This is a genomic window from Planctomycetaceae bacterium, from assembly GCA_041398785.1.
GTDB lineage: Bacteria > Planctomycetota > Planctomycetia > Planctomycetales > Planctomycetaceae > JAWKUA01.
This window is the reverse complement of the sequence record JAWKUA010000002.1, coordinates 413,661-431,599: the sequence shown is the minus strand read 5'-3', so window position 1 is coordinate 431,599 and position 17,939 is coordinate 413,661. Positions and strand designations below refer to the sequence as shown.

Sequence of the window (17,939 nt, the reverse complement as noted above, 5' to 3'; positions counted from 1 at the left end):
GTCGTGTGTCCGGAATATCGGGCACCGCGGGCCAACGGCGGCGACCAGTCCCGGTCGCGGCTGAAATTATCCCAGTTGAAATTCCGGAAGCGAACACAGGGCATGGACGGTTTCGTTCAGGCGGCTTTCCTGGTCGCCATCGTGTGACTGGTGAATCTTCGCGATGCGGTCCCGCGCGGCGGAGGGGATCGGAATGGCGAACAACGAGGTTTCAAACCAGTCAATGACGTCTCGGGCCGACGTGACATTCTGAGCGGCAAGGTAGTCAGCCAGCGACCCCTTTCCGAACCGCGTCTTTTCGCTGGTCAGCAGATCGTGAATCAGGTTGGACCGTCCCAGCAGTGTTGACGAGTTGATCCACGTGCGGCCGCCGTCCCAGCCCTTGACGCTCGGTGGATAGAACAGTCCCTGGCCGAGACTGTCCATGGCTTCTGCAAGCTCCACAGAATTCGTGGAGCCTTCCAGGGCCCGCAGAAAGCCGACGGCGAATTCGACCGGTGACCTCACTTTTCGCCCGATGGCGTGTTCCGAGAAGAACAGCCGGCTGGTGAGAATGCGGCGAACAATCGGACCGACCCGCATTCCGTTGTCCCGGAATTCATCTGCCAGCGGCTGGAGCAATTCAGCCTGCGGCACCGGTTCGTCGAACACAAGAAAGCTGACCAGTTTGCCGACGATGAACAGAGGTGCCGATTCCTGATCCGCGACAATGGCGACACCTTCTTCACCGCCAAATTCACCCTTCCGGCCGAGAAACGACTTGGTGCCGGTATCGTGCTGATAGCGGTTGAAACGGAACTTCTCGCGTTTGATTTCCCAGCCCGTGAAGCAGCGCGCGAGTTCCCGGATGTCGTTTTCCGAATAGTGCCCTTCCCCGAGACTGAACAGCTCCATGATTTCGCGAGCGTAATTTTCGTTCGGATGTGCCTTTCGATTGGAGGCCGAATCCAGGTAGATCAGCATGGCCGGGTCGCGGGAAATTTCCAGCAGCAGTTTCCGGAAGTCACCCAGCGCGTGTTGTCGCAGCAGATTGTTCTGCGCCAGCATCAGCCGGGCGTCGTCCACTTTAGCGGCGCTGGTCGCGAAGTGACCGTGCCAGAACAGCGTCAATTTCTCCGTCAGTTGCGCGGGAGTCGTCAGCAGACGATACGTCCACCAGGCGGACAGTTTCCGGACGTCTCCGGTGGCCAGACCGGCCTGTGCCAGCGATTCAATTTCGGCGGCGTATTGTGGCGGCTCGGCGGCATCATTCAGCATGGCGTCGACGACGGCGCCCAGTCCGGCGGCAACCGCTTCGTTCAGTTGCTGCCGCGTCGCCGCAAAGCCGGCTCGACGATACAGGTGAGCCGCCGCCTGCAGATTCCATTCGGAAGTTTCGGACGGAACAAATTCAGACCATGCCCACGCCGGGTCGATCGCAGAGGTGGCATTCATGGCTGCTGGCAATCGATGGATGTCGGGAATCAGGAACGATTCACCGTCATACGCTGGCTGCCGGAATTTATTGCGACAGAAGTCGAAAAATCATGTCTCGACGGCGAATCAGGACTGCGCCATCGTAGGCGTTTGCGGCCGGCCTGTCGCGTACCGTGGTGATTTCCCGGACTGCTGATCAGCGTTGTGCCGGAACGGGCATCGCTGCCGGCTTTCGGCGATCCACTCGTCCCTGGAAGCCCATCGCCGTGAAACGCGGCATTTCGATCGGGTCGGTGATCTTGACGGCTTTGATGCAGTCGATCTCCAGCATGATTCGACGGGCACCGGCGGTATCCGGTACGCCGCGATCAACCAGCATCAGACTTCCGCAAAGCATGAAATCGACGAACGGCACGGATTCGCCGAAGGAAGTGATCAAAACGCCCTTGCGTTCAATACTGACCGGCCACTCATAGAAAATCCGGTAGAAATCCCGACCGCTGCCGGACGTGCTGGTGCCGGAACTACCGGCTGATTGTGTCTGCATCATCGCTGCGAATCCTGAAGGGGAATCGGAAGAACTCACCACCGAGGTTGTCGCGCATTGCTGTCGAATGACATCACCTGACATCATCGGTCTGGCCAACGTTAGCTTGCATTTTGGCGGGGCATCGCCGGGAAATCGGAAAACTGTTGTGCGAGATTCGCCGGGGCTGGTTTCGTCGGTGAAAAAAACTGCCTTCGCGCGATTTCCCGCAAGTCTTCGGCATCGCGATCGATGAAACAGGCTGGCGGACAGATTCCACGGCGGATCCGGACGGCAGACCATTGCCTCAGCCGTCTTTCAGCTCAAGACTCGAATAGCGACATGACAACGTCTTCTGAAACGTCGACCAGCGCGCTCGAGACGCTGAACTGGACTCAGCTGCGATCCGCGGCGCTGGATGAATTGGCGTCCCTGGAATTTCCCGACGACATCGAAATTCCGGCTCTGCCGCAGGCGGTCACACAGTTCGCGGATCGAGCGTCCGATCCGAATGTCGAAGTGCCGGAGCTGGCGGCGATCGTCGAAACCTGCCCAGGGCTGACGTTCGAGATTCTGAAATACGTGAACTCCGCGAATTTCGGCCTCAAGAATCCCATCCGCAGCGTGGCTCAGGCGATCTCCCACATCGGGCTCAACGCAGCCAAGACCTATCTGATCGCGGCCGGAGTCAAGGCTGCCACCGCGGCAATGGAGTCACGACTGCTGAACCACCGCAACTTCTGGAACGAATCGCTGCAGCGCGGTCTGTTTGCGCGCGCGACGGCCGCACACCTGAAACTGGATTCGGGACTGGCGTTCATGGGCGGACTGCTGCAGGACTTCATGCTGCCGGCGATGACCAATCAGTTCGATTCCGACTACATCATGTTCATGGAATACGAAGCGAAGTCCGGACGCGACATGGTCGACTGGGAGCAGGAAACCTTCGGCTGGAATCACGCTGCTGCCGCCGCGCTGGTCGCGCAGAAATGGCATTTCCCTGATGATCTGGTGTGTGCTCTGTTCTATCATCATTCGCTCAAGACAACGCTCGGCCGGCCGGAGATGGAGTTCTTCAAGCTGTTTCCGGTCACGATGTCGGCTCTGCTTCCGGATCAACTGATGCAGTGTCCGACGGGAATCGCGGAGCTGATTCGAGTCGACAGCCGGTGCAGTGCCATCGATCTGGACGAACTGTGCCGGATCGTCGATCAGCAGCAGATGGAACAGGCCGACGGATTTGAAATTCCCAATCACCTGTATTCGATGGTTCAGGACGAACGCGCGATCGTGGCGGGCAGCTCTTCGTGACGATTCGCCGGGCCGCCATCGGGACCACTCGACGCCATGCGGCCGCTAAGCACGCCTGACGAAACCGAAATACAGCCGCCGTGCCCGCTGTGTAGCAGCGACGACGCCGTTCCGTTTCACCGCGACTCGAAGCGTGAGTACCTGCAGTGCGGAATCTGCCGACTGGTCTTTGTGCCTCCGCAGTTCTTTCTTTCCGAAGCTGATGAGAAGGCTCACTACGATCATCACCGGAATTCGCCGGACGATCCTCAATACCGCGAATTTCTCAGTCGTCTGCTGCGGCCGATGCGGGACGTACTGCCTCCGAACAGCGAAGGACTCGACTTCGGCTGCGGTCCCGGCCCCGCTTTGTCCGTGATGTTTGGCGAACTCGGACATCGCGTGACGAACTACGACAAGTTCTACAACGACGACCGCAGTGCGCTGAGCAGAACCTGCGACTTCATTACGGCATCCGAAGTCGCCGAACATCTGCATTCGCCCGGCCGCGAATTTCAGCGTCTTTGGTCCTGCCTGCGTCCCGGCGGCGTGCTGGGCGTCATGACGCAGCCGCTGCCGCAACCGTCGCAGTTTCCGGACTGGTACTACAAGGCAGATCCGACGCATGTCTGCTTTTACAGCGCAACGACGTGGCGATGGATCGCAGATTTTCTCGATGCGAAACTGATCCGTCCGCGCGTCGATGTGACGCTGCTGGTGAAGCGGCAGTCGTAGAATCACCCAGTCTTGGCGGCGGCATCGCTGACGCAATCGCCCGCAGCGGTGTCCGGATAACCGTTGAACACGGCACGACGGATTCGGCAATACCCGCACCCGCAATGTGAATCGGCAACGCCGTCTCAGGTGTCTGCAGGACTGGTCGATGATGGCCAGAGGAAGTCGTTTCTGTGCGCGCTCACGCGCGTACTCTTCGCTATCGGACTTCCGGAACCAAAGGAAGGCGACCGATGACCGCGACATCCGCTGCGCCCGCTGCAGGCCCGTCGGCAGCACTCGACGAAGCCGTGCGATCCATCCTGTATTCCGACGACGTGGATCTTCCGGTGCTGCCGGAGGTCGCGGCAAAGCTGCTGCAACTGACGAATGACATTGACTGCGAACCGCGCGATCTTGTGGACCTGATCCGGCGCGACCAGTCACTGGCCGGACACCTGCTGCGGATCGCAAACTCCACGCGGTACTCCGGCGGACAGACCGTCTCGTCCATCCAGCAGGCGCTGGCTCGGCTGGGATTGCTGCGCGTGCGGGAAATCGTCGTGCTGATCCACTGTCAGACTCGCGTCTTCGACGTGGCCGGCTTTGAAGACGTCGTTCGGCATTCCTTCCGGCATTCGCTGGCGACCGCCGCGTTCGCGCAGGAAATCGCACGCGTCCGCCGGCTGAACGTGGAAGAGGCATTCATGAGCGGACTGTTGCACGACGTCGGGCGCCCCGTGCTGCTTCAGGAGTTGTCGGACCGTCGGCGTGACAAACAATTCACGGCCGACGACGACACACTGCTGCAGGCCGCTGAAGAACACCGCATCCCTCTGGCCGCGCGGCTGATCCGGGAATGGGACCTTCCCGCTCGACTATCGGAAGCCGTACTGCATCAGAACTCACCGATGGAATCAGAAACCTGCGGCGAGAATTCCCGGATTGTCAATCTGGCCATCCAACTTTCGCTGCACACACTGGAAGGCACGCTGGCCGCGGATACGGATGTGCTTCAGCACCCGATGATTGCGGTGCTGAATCTGTATCCGGAGCAAATCGCGGGGATTTGCGAAAAGGCCCACGAGATCCTTGACTGGGTGGAGTCCGCCGCATGATCGCAGCCAGCAATCATTATGATGTCGTCGTCATAGGCAGCGGTCCGGCCGGCCAGAATGCTGCCGTCGAAGCCGGCCGCCGCGGCGCCCGCGTGCTGATCATCGAACGCGAAAAGCGAGTCGGCGGCGCATGTGTCCAGTACGGAACGATTCCCAGCAAGACTCTGCGGGAAACAGCCGTCACGCTGACAGCTTTCCGCCGCCGCAGCGGAAACGTCTACAACATTTCCCAGGACTGCCACCTCAGCATCGCCAGCCTGATGACGCGGCTTGAGCAGGTCGTGAACGCTCACCAGGATGCCACCGAGTGCTGTCTGGAAATGGCGGGTGTTGAGCGTGCCTACGGCCGGGGATCGTTTGTTGCCGCCGACGAAGTGAAGATTGAAAGCGTCGACGGGCGTTCCTGGGCTGTCCTTGCCGATAAGGTCGTAATCGCCACGGGTTCGCGGCCGCGAACGGCGTCGCACATCGCCGTCGATCACGAAAACATTCTGGACAGCGACTCCATTCTGTCCATGACGTATCTGCCGCAGTCGATCGCGGTTCTGGGCAGCGGAGTCATCGCGTGTGAGTACGCGTCGACGTTTGCCGCACTGGGCGTGAAGGTCGTGATGATCGACAAGTGGCCCGCTCCGCTGGGGTTTCTCGACGCTGACCTGGTGGCCGTGTTTTTGAGTCGCTTTCAGGCCAACGGAGGCAGGTTTCGCGGAGGCTGCGGCGTGCGGTCGGTTGTCTGGGACGGTGTCAGCCAGGTGGAAGTCTCGCTGGATTCCGGTGAAGTGATCCGCGCCGACAAAGCTCTGGCTGCAATGGGACGAATTGCCAACCTGGATTCCCTGCAGATCGAAAACGCCGGCCTGCGGGCGAATGACCGCGAACTGCTGGACGTCAACGAATTCTGCCAGACATCGGTTCCGAACATCTATGCCGTCGGCGACGCCATCGGTCCGCCGGCGCTGGCGTCCACATCCATGGAACAGGGACGGCGAGCCGTCTGCCACGCATTGAACGAATCCCACTGCGCAACAGCGGATCTGATTCCGACCGGGATCTACACGATTCCGGAAATGGCGATGATCGGTTTGTCCGAAAAGCAGGCCATCGAACGTCATGGCGCGGCGATTGTAGGCACGGTTCCCTTCGACCGGCTTGCGCGAGCTCACATCATGGCTTCCGATGGCGGACTGCTGAAACTCGTCGCGGACGGTGCCGGTCGGCAGCTTCTGGGAATTCAGATCGCCGGAGATACCGCGTCGGAACTGATTCATCCCGGCCAGTTGGCAATGCTGGGAAACATCCCGATCGACGCTTTCGCGGGCACAATTTTCAACTTCCCCACAATGGCGGAAGCCTATCGACTGGCGGCTCTGGAAATCCTGCATCGACGGCCTGCAACTGCTGGTTTCCGACCCGTGCAGGCGACCTGTCACGCCTGATGCCGACGATCTGTCTGCACGAACGCTTCTGCACCGCCCTGCCCGGCTGGGCACCCGCCCGGCACTGGATGCGGCGGATTTGTGACGCTGACGTATTATCGCTGGACAACCGTCACATTTCGGCCCATGCTTCTTCCACGTTTCCTATGGGCGTCAGCCTCCGTCACACGGGGTTGATTCAAACCGTCTCAGCACGCGGAAAGGCACACAATGCGGACCAGCGTTAACCTCCATAAATCCGGACTCCGTCCCGGCACGTTTTTCCGCGCGGCTGCAGTGCTGATCGCCGCCGGGCTGGTGTCTTCAATGGTTGGTTTCACAACCGTGTCCGCCCAGGATCAGAACGCGGAGTTATCCGACATTGATTTATCGGAGCTCGATCCCGAGACGCGCCGGCTGGTTGAGCTTTATGCTCAAATCCAGTGGACCACCGGTCCTTCGCAGGCGGACATCGGTACGAACGCAACGGTCCAGGTTCCCGAGGGCTATCAATTGACGGGACAGGCCGGGTCGCAGATCTGGAACCAACTCACGGAAAACCCGCCCGACAGCACGCTGGCCACGCTGATGCCCGAATCCCGCGACTGGGCGACGATGTTCTCGTTCGATGACGTCGGATACGTCAAGGACGACGAGAAGGCCTCGCTGGACGCAGACGCCATCTTCGAATCGATGAGGGAAGCCACGGAGGCTTCAAATTCCTATCGCACGTCGCAGGGCTGGAGTCCGATCCACATGGACAGTTGGATTGTCGAGCCCCGGTACGACGAAACCACCAACCATCTGGTCTGGGCGTTTCGAGTTCGGGACGACAGCGGCGCTGTCAGCGCGAACTACAGCATGAGACTGCTCGGACGCCGCGGCGTCATGAACGTTCTGGTGGTTGCCGAAGAATCGCAGATGCAGGAAGCCGTCGACGCGACCAACTCGATTCTCAACGGATTTGATTACAAGCCCGGTCACCGGTATGGGGAGTTCAGTGCCGGTGACAAGGTTGCGGAATACGGATTGACCGCACTGATTGCCGGCGGAGGTCTGGTCGCGGCATCAAAAATGGGCCTGCTGGCAAAGCTCGGGAAGTTCATCAAGGTCATCGTGATTGGCTTCATCGCCCTGTGCAGCGGTGTCTGGAGATTCCTGACCGGCCGACGAAGCGAGGCGTAGCGTCGCCTGTGACTGACGTCGAGATCCTGTTTCTTGTCCTGGCGGTGATCTATCTCAGCGAATGCGTCCTGTGGCTGCCGTCGCGCTGCCAGGTTTTGACAGGAGTCCCCCGCCGAATGCGACCGGCGGGGGCACCGGATGTCCTGGGAAATGACCGCAGCCGTCTGCACCTTCTTAGTCTGGTGCCGACATCAACGACACTGGTCTGTCACCCGCCGAACAGCCTGCTGAGTGACGCCGGACTGTTCGTCGAATTGCCGGACGGAACGTGGCACCACATTCCGTTTGATTCAACCGACGCGAGGTCGGTGTGCCGTGACGGTCGGCGTCTGGCGTTGGGGCGGCACACGGTGGAGGCCGGCGGCAATCGCGCCGCCGAACAGCGCGCGCGACTGGTCAGGCGACTTTCCGAATCCACGGCGCCGCGGCAGTTGGTGGATGCTCACCTGCAGCGTTACACCGACATCAATCGCGCCTCGCGTCGGATTCACGTGCTTCGCGAACGACTGAGCATCCTGCAGCAATTGCAGTTGATGCTGCTGGTCTGGATTTTCGGGGCGGGGTTGATTCTGTACTACTTCGCCCGCGACGGCTGGGGAGCGTTGTGGCGTTATTTGATCGTGACATTTCTGATCTGGCTGGCCACAGTCATCGCAGCATGGCGATGCAGTCGAAGGATGTACCCGAACAAATCGTCGAATCGCTGGAAGGACCTGCTCTTCTCGTGCGTGTCTCCCCTGTACGCCGTGCGTGCGTCAGATCGCCTTAGCCTGGATGCTTTGGGTGACGAACATCCGCTGGCGGTTGCCGCCGCCGTCATGCCGCGAGACCGGCTGACGTCTCTCGCCCGCAGGTGCCTCGCGGAACTGCGGCACCCCGTGAATTCTGAACGGGCCGCGGCGAACGAAAGCCCCGCCGTCCGCGATTCTCTGGTGCAGGCGCGAGACATGCTGGCCGACGCGCTGGCGGAGTCACTTCATTCAGTTGGCATCGATACCGAAGCACTGGCACGGCCGGACGATCAGGACGCCGACGCTGTCTGCTGGTGCCCGCGCTGCTTCAATCAGTACACGGTCGCTGTCGAGGAATGCCCGGTCTGTCCGGGAGTCGGAAGTGTGAGTTTCAGCGCAGCGTCGTAGTGCATTGTCAGGCGTGGATCGGTGGGTCGTGTGCCACCGGCTGTGCCAGTGTTTTCCGGAGCCCAGGGCACTGGCACAGCCAGTGGCAAACATCAATTTACGATGGGCAGGACAGTAGCCATCCGGCGCGACTCGACCTGCAAGGCATCCGTCGCCGGATTTTCGCAGGTACCTCGGGCGGAGCGACCGTCCGGATTGGTGCCGTTCGCAGCAATGTCTGTTCAGACACACGAAGGCTGGCGATCATCAACCGCGAACTTCACGAATCCGACATCTGTGCTTCCGCCCAGTTGCCCAGAGCCGTCTGTACTTCCTTCATGACGCTGTCGCCGGCGCCTTTCGCCTGGTTCAGGTCTTTGCCTCCGGGCAGGTCTGACTGGCAGAAGAAGTAGAATTTGATCTTCGGTTCCGTGCCGGATGGCCGGCCCGCGATCTGAACGCGGACAGGCTGGTCGGAGGCCGACTTGTAGATCAGCAGATCGCCTCGAGGATTTTCAATCGGGCCGAGCAGTTCACCGCCGGGAATATTGCTGCGGCGGCCTGTCTTGTAGTCAGCAACCTCGACAAACCGAATCGGGCCAAACTGAGCCGGCGGCTTTTGGCGCAGTGTCTGCATCAGGGCGTCGATCTTTGACTTCCCGGTCGGCCCTGTGGCATAGATGGATTTCTGACCTTCGCAATGGTAACCGTGACGGCAGTACAGGCTGTCGAGCTGATCCAGCAGCGTCCGTCCTTCGGCCTTCAGTTCCGCGGCAAGTTCCAGAATATACATCGCGGCGATCGCAGCATCCTTGTCGCGGCAGTAGGCACCCGCCAGAAAGCCGATCGATTCTTCCGTGCCGAAGACAAAGTGATCCGTGCCGCGTTCTTCCATCGTCTGCGCGATGTACTTGAACCCGACCAGCAGTTCGCTGACTGACTGAGCACCGTGGCCTTCGGCGATCGCTTTCGTCAGCGGCGTCGTCACGAGTGTCTCGACCACATAATCTTCGGGACTGAATGTTCCGGCGTCTTTGCGCTTGCGCAGCAGGTAATCGGTGATGAGTGCTCCGACCTGATTGCCCGTCAGATAGCGGAAATTTCCGTCGGCGGCGCGAGCCATGACTCCCAGCCGGTCAGCATCCGGATCGGAGGCCAGCACCAGTTCGGCGCTGTGGTTGGTTTCGTTGATCCACTTGATTGCCGGATCGAAAACTTCAGTCAGTTCGGGGTTCGGCAGATGCTTCGGGACGTTGGGAAAATTGCCGTCCGCCCGGCGCTGATCTTCGAAGATCTCAACGCTGTCGAAGCCCAGACGCTGGATGACTTTGAAGACCGACGTTTCTCCGACACCGTGCAGCGGAGTGAACACCGCACTGATATCGCGGCTTGCGGACTTGCTCAGGATGGCCACTTCGTCGATATAGGCGTTGTCGATTTCGTTGCCGATGAGTTCGATTTTTCCGTCGCGAACCGCGTCGTCGTAGTCGATCGACGGGATGTCGCCGGCCTGTTCGACCTGCCGGATGATGCCCTTGTCGTGTGGTGGAATGACCTGGGCACCGTTCGACCAGTAGGCTTTGAATCCGTTGTCCGCCGGCGGATTATGCGACGCGGAAATCATCACTCCGACACTGCATCCCAGCCGTCGGACGGCGAATGACAGTTCCGGTGTGGCCCGGTGCGATGTGAACAGATAAACCCGTAGACCGTGTGCCGCCAGCGTTGTTGCGGTCAGCCGGGCGAAGTGCATCGAGTTGTTCCGGGTGTCGCACGTCACCACTGCTGAACCGCCTTCCGTGACACCGGATTCGCGCAGGTACGCGGCCAGCCCGTGTGCGGACTCCGCAATCGTCCGGTCGTTGATTGTTGCCGGCCCCATTTCTCCCATCGGCCCGCGGCGCCCGCCGGTGCCGAAAGGGATTGATGTCCAGAACAACTCATTCAGCGTGTCCCAGTCCGCCGCTTCGATCAGTTCAGCAATTCGGCTGTGATACGCGGCGACGCAGTCCTTTGACAGCCAGTCTTTGACATTGGCGGGAGCGTCCGCTTTCAGATGTCCTTCAGCGGCGGCCTGATCGATTCTGGCGATAAGTTCGGAGTTCATTGATGAGTCTTCCATTGAGATTTCCCGCGCCGGAAATGAAGGCGTGCCGTCAACCCGTGTCGTGCAGCGACGGAGCGGGAACCTGCTCGCGAACGATTCTGCGGCCGAATGCCCCTTCCGGCTGATTAGTGTCCCCCCAGCCAGGATTCTCCGGTTCGGTGGCGACCCTTTCAAAAAGCAGGAGGAAACTCAGGGACCTGTCGGTTCCGGCGACGCGGGATGGACGCTTCGGTCCCGGCGAAACACGGCTATAAAACTCAGGATTCGCTGGCAACGCGAATCCCCGATTTCATGTGCCACGTTCTGCAAATCGAGGTTTCGGCGAAGTCTACCGTTTGACTTCCGAGATGCCATTGCACAACATGATTCTTACGAGTGACGCGGTTCATTACGGAAAGCGGAACGTGATCCTCGGTCCAGTCCGTGCCCCCGCCTCTTGCGTCGTTCAGATCCAGTCCTCAGCTCGCCACCGCGAGATCCGTGTTTCTTCTCAACTGACTTCATTCCCCGCCGGTCAAAATTGTCTTCCGGTATTTCACGTCGTCGTTCTTCTTCCGCGCCGGTCGTCGGTATCCTGGGCGGTATCGGTTCGGGAAAATCATCCGTTGTGAAGCGAGTCGAGGGGCTGAAGATTCGCATTCTCGATGCCGATCGAATCGGCCACGAACTGCTGTCCGATCCCGTCATTGTCGCCGCCATTCTGGAACGCTTTGGAAAAGAAATTGCTGACGAGAAAGGTAAGATTTGCCGTTCCGCACTGGCTGACAGAGTTTTTGGAGCCACCGACGAACATAAGACCGCCAAACGTGACCTGGAAGCTCTTCTGCATCCCGGAATCCGACAGGAGATCAAAGCCGGAATTCGAACGACGCCGCCGGATGTGGACGTCGTCATACTTGACGCGGCACTCCTGCTGGAAGCCGGCTGGGATTCCGTGTGCGACATCCTGATTTTCATCGACGCGCCGGAACAGGTTCGCAGGGAACGAGTCATGCGAAATCGAAACTGGCCGCCGGACGAACTTCGCCGCCGTGAAGCGACGCAATTCAGCATTGAGAAAAAAAAACAGGCGGCGGACTACGTCGTCGATAATTCGGAGTCGATCAAATCAGCGGCCGACGAACTGACAAGGATACTTCGGAAAATCGTTGACGGAAAAGACGCCGGCAATCCTTAAGCCCGATGCGGGATCGCGTCTCCCAGCGTGGCTGAAAGGACCAGGTGACAACCGCGTACGCAACAGAAAGGACCGAACGACGCACAGATTTCCATCAGCCGAACGCGTTGCCACACCCGAACTCATCAGGAACATCGTTCGATGTTCCGAGAATCTCGCGACCGCCAGCAACGTTTCGAGGTTCCGGCCCGCACATTACCGGCACTCAAATTTTTTCCCTTCGTTTTTCTGCCTTTCTCAAATTCCTCAGGTCTAACACTTCCCTTCTCCACGGAGGCCCGTCGCGGCCATGAACCGATCCACAAAACCCGCCCAGGAACTGTCCGCTTCCGCCAGCATTTCACGCCGCACCGACGAACGTCATTCCGCGAGAATTGACGAAGACGAGGTTCCCGAGGCTTTTTCGCCGTCAAAAGTCGCTGACTTCAACATCGCCGATCTGCAGCGGATGTCCATGAAGGAACTGTTGGAGATCGCGAAGCAGGAAAAACTGACGGAATACAATGGGCTGAAGAAGCAGGATCTGATCTTCAGAATTCTTAAGGAACGCACGCGACTCAGCGGCCTGATGTTTGGCGAAGGGACGCTGGAAATCCTGCCGGACGGATTCGGTTTTCTGCGCAGCCCGGACTACCACTACCTGCCCTGCCCAGACGATATCTACGTCAGCCCCAGCCAGATTCGCCGCTTCGGGCTGCGTACCGGAGCCACCGTGGCGGGCCAGATTCGTCCGCCGAAGGAGAACGAACGGTACTTCGCCCTGCTGCGAGTCGAAGCCATCAACGGTCAGGATCCAAACCTGCTGACCGCCAAAGTCTTCTTCGACGACCTCACACCGCTGCACCCGGAAAAACGGCTGCGGCTGGCCGACAATGCCGAACACATCAGCACGCGAGTCGTCGATCTGATTGCTCCGATCGGCCTGGGACAGCGCGGCCTGATTGTGTCGCCGCCGCGGGCCGGCAAGACAGTCCTGCTGCAGCAAATGGCCAGCGCCGTTCTCAGGAATCATCCGGACGCCTACGTGATCGTGTTGCTGATCGACGAGCGCCCGGAAGAAGTCACCGACATGGAGCGCAAGCTGAAGGGCGACAATTGCGAAGTCGTCAGCAGCACGTTCGATGAACCTACGGCTCGGCACATTCAGGTGTCGGAAATGGTGATCGAAAAAGCCAAACGCATGGTCGAATACGGCCACGATGTCATCATCTTCCTGGATTCCATCACGCGTCTCGCCCGAGCATGGAACACGGAGATCCCCAACTCCGGCAAGACGCTTTCCGGCGGAGTCGACGCGGGAGCGCTCCAGCACCCGAAGCGCTTCTTCGGCGCGGCTCGCTGCGTCGAAGAAGGCGGCAGTCTGACGATCATCGCCACAGCTCTTGTCGATACCGGCAGCCGGATGGACGAAGTCATCTTCGAGGAATTCAAGGGTACCGGAAACACAGAACTGCATCTCGACCGGCGTCTGGTCGAAAAGCGCATCTGGCCGGCGATCGACGTCAATCGATCGGGTACTCGCCGCGAAGAACTGCTGATGAACGAAGATGAACTGAAGCTCGCCTGGGTCCTGCGCCGCGTGCTGAACGACATGAATCCGGTGGAAGCGATGGAACTGCTTGTTAACCGCATGAAACGCACGAAAAGTAATGAAGAATTTCTGTTGTCGATGAATCTGGATTGAAGTCACGCGCAGCCACAACAGGTCCCTTTTTGAATTACAGAATGGAACCACGGAGGCGCGGAGAACACAGAGGCTTTGTCCGTCCGGGACACTGTGTTCTCTGTGCCTCCGTGGTTCCAGCCTGCCGCTGAAATCTCTGTCTTCCCATTTCGAAATTCCATGGCCAACACAATTCAAGGCATCCTGACTGCCACCGACGCCACGTTTGCCATCGTGGTTTCTCGTTTCAACGACCTGATCACGTCGAAACTCGTCGACGGAGCACTCGGCACCATCACACGGCTGGGCGGTGATGACGACAAAGTGGATGTTGTCTGGGTACCCGGCTCATACGAAATCCCGCTGGCAGCCTCCAAACTCGCGGCGAGCGGCAAATACTCGGCCGTCATCTGCGTGGGAGCTGTCATTCAGGGAGCAACCTCACACCACGAATACATCAACAGCCAGGTCGCGGCGGGGATCATGAGGATCACTCAGGAAACCGGCGTCCCCGTGACCTTTGGCATCATCACCTGCGAGAGCATGGACCAGGCCCTGGACCGAGCCGGCGGCAAAGTCGGTAACAAAGGCACCGAAGCCGCCCTGGCAGCGATTGAGATGGTGAATCTGCTGAAACAGATTGGGTGAACTGCGTGCGAGGAGTCGGATGGAGACAATCAGATATCGATTTCGGACGCTGGAATGCAGTGGAACGGTCGAACTGACGGAATCCGCAGTGAAGTTCGAAATGCGGCACGGCGGCACTCGCTGGGTCACCGAGACTCCTTACACAGCAATTGCATTGCATCCGACCACGATGACATGCATTCCCCGCCTGTGCTGGATCATCCTGTTTTTCGGGGCCGCCGCTATTCTGGCAGGCGTGTTCTGGATCATTGACGGTTCGCCGGATTATCCCGAGCTGATGGCGTCGATTGTCTTGGTCACAGGCGGGCTCGGGATGCTGGGTGTCGCAATAGTCTATCGAAGGGAAGAATGGCTTTTGTTCCCAACTGAGCTTCGAGACCATCGCGTTCTGATCTGTCGGACCCGGCCGGATTCAGACAGATTCGTGCCGTTTGTGCAGGAACTGAAAGACCGTGTGACGGCGGCGGGTACCGTCCGCGAATTGTGACAGCCCCTTTCATTTTTGACAGTGTTTTTCTCGATCGGGCAATGCAATGACCCTCAACGAACTTGAACGATCGGTGGCGCGTTTGCCGCCGGATGAACTCGCTCGTTTTCGTGACTGGTTCCATGAATTTGATTCGGAGCAATGGGACCGGCAGATTGAGAACGACGCAAATCACGGACGGCTCGATCGGCTTGCAGAATCCGCCGTCGCGGAACATCGGGCGGGACGCACGAAGCCGCTATGAATCACCATGCAACATCCGCGTTCTGGGACTGCTACCACGCCTTGCCCGAATCGGTTCAAGAACTCGCGGACAAGAACTTCGCGTTGCTGAAGGCGGACGAGTCACATCCATCGCTGCATTTCAAGAAGGTCAGCCGTTTCCGATCCGCTCGCGTGGGCCGCGACTTCCGGGCTTTGGCTGTTGAGGTCGACGACGGCCTTCTTTGGTTTTGGATCGGGAACCACGCCGAATACGATCGATTGATCGCCAACTGAAAGCCGTCAGTCACACTGACAGCAGTCGGTCACAATCGGACAAGTCCCCGATGAAGTTCACTGTGGCAATTGACCGTGATGAAAACGGGGTCTGGGTCGTCGAATGCCCCTCAATTCCCGGTTGTGTTAGCAAGGCGAGTCAAAGGATGCGGCACTCGCGAGTATCAAAGAACCGATCGAGGCGTGCCTGAAGGTGAGAGAGGAACGAGGAATGCCACTGACGATCGATGCACATCAGGTGGAGGTCGCTACCTGATGGACCGGTTGCCCGCGATGATTGGGCGAGAGCTTGTGGTTTTGAAGGTGTTCGAGTCATTCGGCTGGGTGCAAGCCCATCAGAGCGGCAGCCACATGATTTTGGTCCGTGAGAATCAGCCAGCGACTCTGTCTGTTCCACGTCACAACGAAGTTGCCAATGGAACGCTCCGGAGTTTGATTCGCTCTGCCGGTCTCACGGTTGACGAATTTGTCGACGCCGCGAATTGAATAGTGATGTGAAACGTCATGAACGACAACGGCAGACGAACGCCCGGTCAACCTCCCGCCTGGCGAAACAGCGCTCTGCTCGGACTTTGCTCTGGGTTGGCGGTAGCGCTTGTGACAGGAGTGATCGTTGGTGTCTATTCCGTTCCGCAGATCAAATTCGCTGTTGACGGATTTGGTGGTGCGACGACTCGCTCGTTCATTATCGGTATCATTGTTGGTCCGATAGGCGGCCTCCTTGCACGAAGGCGGAACAGAAGCCCGTTCGTGGGTGGAGCCGTCGCGGCCGCAATCGCGGCAATTGCGGGCGTCGCGTATCTCGTCGAGAAGTATGGTGCCGGCAACTGGCCCGGTTAGATGCAATCGGGCTGCACACAACACGTCCGCCCTGCTCTCCCGCAGTGGCAAAGTGGTCGTTCAAATCTGAAAGGAATCCAAATGCCGGAATCTGCTGACCAGCCATTGCCAGCCGGTCACGTTTCGACATGGGTGATTTTACTTTCGGTTCCCGGTGTCGTCGCAGAACTGGCGTACCGCCTTGTGGATCGCGGCGTTGTGTTTGATGAGTTTCGTTCACCGATGAAGAGCTTTGTGGATACTCACTTCCTTCTCTGGCTGGGGTGGGTGTACCCGAGTGTTCTGGTTTTTGGGGATTCGCTGCTCTACAAGTTAATCAGGTGGAGCCGAGCCGGGCGGGTTCCTGACTCAAGCCTCCGGAGAGGCATTCGGTGTGCGATTCGCGTCGCTGCGACGTTAACGCTGGCGGGGATCGGCTTTCTTGTAGGCCACTCAATGCCTTTAATCCTGGCAATCATCCTGTCCGGTCCAGGTTCACCCCGATTCATGGTTTGGTCCGCAGTGATTGGGTTTGCATTCGCTGCATTGGCAGCGGAAGGTTCGTGCAGTCCAGGCCAGAAGGCCTGGTGTCGTCCGTTGCTGTGGGGCGCGGTCCTCGGGTCTGTGACTCTCCTGATTCGTCTGATTTGGATTGATTGGAAGATTGATTTAACAGTGAAAGTGTGAATCTACGCATGCAGCAGCGCAGGGCGCGCCGTTTTCTGTGGCTCGCGATTTGAAAGCAAACAGACCATGACAAGTTTTTCAGAGATCGTTGATGCCGCTGACAACCTGTCGGTCGATGAGCAGGAGACTTTGATTGACATCCTGAGACGGCGAATCGCGGAAAAGCACCGGGAAGCGATTGTTCAGGGTGTGGCCGTTGCGCGTGCCGAATTCGAAAAGAGGCCTGCACTTTCAGCGTCAGTGCGCGAGATCATGAATGAGGTTCGCGGTGAATCGTGAACTTTCCCGCAGTACGGCCTTCATTCGTGCGGCACGGCGTTACATGAAGAGGCGTGCTCATGCGGCCGATCAACTTGAGGCCACGCTGTTACTCTTGTCCGTTGACGCATTCAATCCTCGGCTGAAAACACACAAGTTGAATGGCAAATGCCTGGGCGTGCAGCGGAGGCTACGATCCGAGGATTTCTTTGAGTCCGAGGAATCAGAAGCGATTCTCTTGTTGACAGTGGGAAGCCACGACGAAGTGTACTGAGCAGCCGCGCGGTGGACGTCTGCTCGCGACGGACGGCCGTCTCTTCCCTTCTATTCACTCAGTGTCTGTCGTACAGTTCCGCCCGCGATTTGCTGACTCTGTTCTTTCTCAATGTGATCCCATGCCTCGCCGTTCTGATGCTCGAAGAGTTGCCCTGCAGATGCTGTATCTGATTGACCAGAATCCCGATGCCGATGTGCGGCGGATTCAGGAGGAGATCACCGAGCAACTCAGGAAGGACGAACTCGTCGATTTCGCGTGGGATCTGTTTCGAGGTGTGCGGGAAGTGCGCGATCAGCTTGACGATATGATTGTCTCGGTCGCTCAGAACTGGCGGCTGGATCGGATGGCGCCGACCGATCGCAACGTACTGCGGCTGGCGATCTACGAAATGCACCACATGGGTACTCCGGTGCCCGTGGTGCTGGACGAAGCCATCGAAGTGGCTCGCGAATTCGGCGGACAGAATTCGCCCGGCTTCGTGAACGGAATCCTGGACAAGCTGATTCCCGGGCAGCCGCAAATTTAGACCGATCCAA

At 58.9% G+C, this 17,939-nt stretch carries 17 protein-coding genes; 14 read left to right on the top strand and 3 right to left on the bottom strand.

Annotated elements, in window-relative coordinates; genetic code table 11:
• Nucleotides 1–66: 66 nt before the first annotated feature.
• Together R3C19_03800 and R3C19_03795 are read right to left on the bottom strand one after the other, a co-directional pair.
• Complete coding sequence (locus R3C19_03800; GenBank protein ID MEZ6059467.1) at nucleotides 67–1,434, bottom strand: DUF1800 domain-containing protein; 1,368 nt, start codon at nucleotides 1,432–1,434, stop codon at nucleotides 67–69.
• Nucleotides 1,435–1,612: 178 nt separating this feature from the next.
• Entirely contained in the window at nucleotides 1,613–1,966 is a 354-nt protein-coding gene (locus R3C19_03795; GenBank protein MEZ6059466.1) for a hypothetical protein, read from the bottom strand.
• Between the two features lie 318 nt (nucleotides 1,967–2,284).
• Here R3C19_03795 and R3C19_03790 point away from each other — a divergent pair, with 318 nt between their 5' ends.
• From R3C19_03790 to R3C19_03765, 6 genes are all read left to right on the top strand, one after another.
• Entirely contained in the window at nucleotides 2,285–3,253 is a 969-nt protein-coding gene (locus R3C19_03790) for an HDOD domain-containing protein (GenBank protein ID MEZ6059465.1), read from the top strand.
• 36 nt (nucleotides 3,254–3,289) lie between these two features.
• Nucleotides 3,290–3,967 carry a class I SAM-dependent methyltransferase gene (locus tag R3C19_03785; GenBank protein MEZ6059464.1) on the top strand — a complete coding sequence of 226 codons (678 nt, stop codon included), beginning with the start codon at nucleotides 3,290–3,292 and terminating at the stop codon, nucleotides 3,965–3,967.
• A gap of 233 nt (nucleotides 3,968–4,200) precedes the next feature.
• Entirely contained in the window at nucleotides 4,201–5,064 is an 864-nt protein-coding gene (locus tag R3C19_03780) for an HDOD domain-containing protein (protein MEZ6059463.1), read from the top strand.
• Nucleotides 5,061–6,500 (top strand): Si-specific NAD(P)(+) transhydrogenase, encoded by a 1,440-nt coding sequence (gene sthA, locus R3C19_03775; GenBank protein ID MEZ6059462.1) that lies wholly within the window; start codon nucleotides 5,061–5,063, stop codon nucleotides 6,498–6,500. The genes R3C19_03780 and sthA overlap by 4 nt, the downstream gene beginning before the upstream one ends.
• A gap of 210 nt (nucleotides 6,501–6,710) precedes the next feature.
• On the top strand, nucleotides 6,711–7,664 hold the full coding sequence (locus tag R3C19_03770; protein MEZ6059461.1) for a DUF2167 domain-containing protein: 954 nt from the start codon (nucleotides 6,711–6,713) through the stop codon (nucleotides 7,662–7,664).
• Nucleotides 7,665–7,672: 8 nt separating this feature from the next.
• Nucleotides 7,673–8,803, top strand: a complete 1,131-nt coding sequence (locus R3C19_03765) for a hypothetical protein (GenBank protein ID MEZ6059460.1) — start codon at nucleotides 7,673–7,675, stop codon at nucleotides 8,801–8,803.
• A gap of 259 nt (nucleotides 8,804–9,062) precedes the next feature.
• On the opposite strand, the gene R3C19_03760 is transcribed toward R3C19_03765, so the two are convergent.
• On the bottom strand, nucleotides 9,063–10,889 hold the full coding sequence (locus R3C19_03760) for a phospho-sugar mutase (protein MEZ6059459.1): 1,827 nt from the start codon (nucleotides 10,887–10,889) through the stop codon (nucleotides 9,063–9,065).
• A gap of 436 nt (nucleotides 10,890–11,325) precedes the next feature.
• On the opposite strand from R3C19_03760, the gene coaE reads away from it, so the two are divergent.
• From coaE to nusB, 8 genes are all read left to right on the top strand, one after another.
• Nucleotides 11,326–12,066: a dephospho-CoA kinase gene (coaE, locus tag R3C19_03755; protein ID MEZ6059458.1), complete on the top strand. Its 741-nt coding sequence runs from the start codon at nucleotides 11,326–11,328 to the stop codon at nucleotides 12,064–12,066.
• A 289-nt stretch (nucleotides 12,067–12,355) separates the two neighbouring features.
• Nucleotides 12,356–13,750 (top strand): transcription termination factor Rho, encoded by a 1,395-nt coding sequence (gene rho / locus R3C19_03750; GenBank protein ID MEZ6059457.1) that lies wholly within the window; start codon nucleotides 12,356–12,358, stop codon nucleotides 13,748–13,750.
• 159 nt (nucleotides 13,751–13,909) lie between these two features.
• Complete coding sequence (gene ribE, locus R3C19_03745; GenBank protein MEZ6059456.1) at nucleotides 13,910–14,377, top strand: 6,7-dimethyl-8-ribityllumazine synthase; 468 nt, start codon at nucleotides 13,910–13,912, stop codon at nucleotides 14,375–14,377.
• A 19-nt stretch (nucleotides 14,378–14,396) separates the two neighbouring features.
• A complete protein-coding gene (locus R3C19_03740) occupies nucleotides 14,397–14,864 on the top strand; it encodes a hypothetical protein (GenBank protein MEZ6059455.1) in 468 nt (155 codons plus the stop codon).
• Between the two features lie 46 nt (nucleotides 14,865–14,910).
• Entirely contained in the window at nucleotides 14,911–15,108 is a 198-nt protein-coding gene (locus R3C19_03735; protein MEZ6059454.1) for a hypothetical protein, read from the top strand.
• 1,175 nt (nucleotides 15,109–16,283) lie between these two features.
• Nucleotides 16,284–16,868: a hypothetical protein gene (locus R3C19_03730; protein MEZ6059453.1), complete on the top strand. Its 585-nt coding sequence runs from the start codon at nucleotides 16,284–16,286 to the stop codon at nucleotides 16,866–16,868.
• Between the two features lie 66 nt (nucleotides 16,869–16,934).
• Nucleotides 16,935–17,147: a hypothetical protein gene (locus tag R3C19_03725; GenBank protein ID MEZ6059452.1), complete on the top strand. Its 213-nt coding sequence runs from the start codon at nucleotides 16,935–16,937 to the stop codon at nucleotides 17,145–17,147.
• Between the two features lie 374 nt (nucleotides 17,148–17,521).
• The gene (nusB, locus tag R3C19_03720; GenBank protein ID MEZ6059451.1) at nucleotides 17,522–17,929 is read left to right on the top strand and encodes a transcription antitermination factor NusB; all 408 of its coding nucleotides are present in this window, start codon (nucleotides 17,522–17,524) and stop codon (nucleotides 17,927–17,929) included.
• The last annotated feature ends 10 nt before the right edge of the window (nucleotides 17,930–17,939 follow it).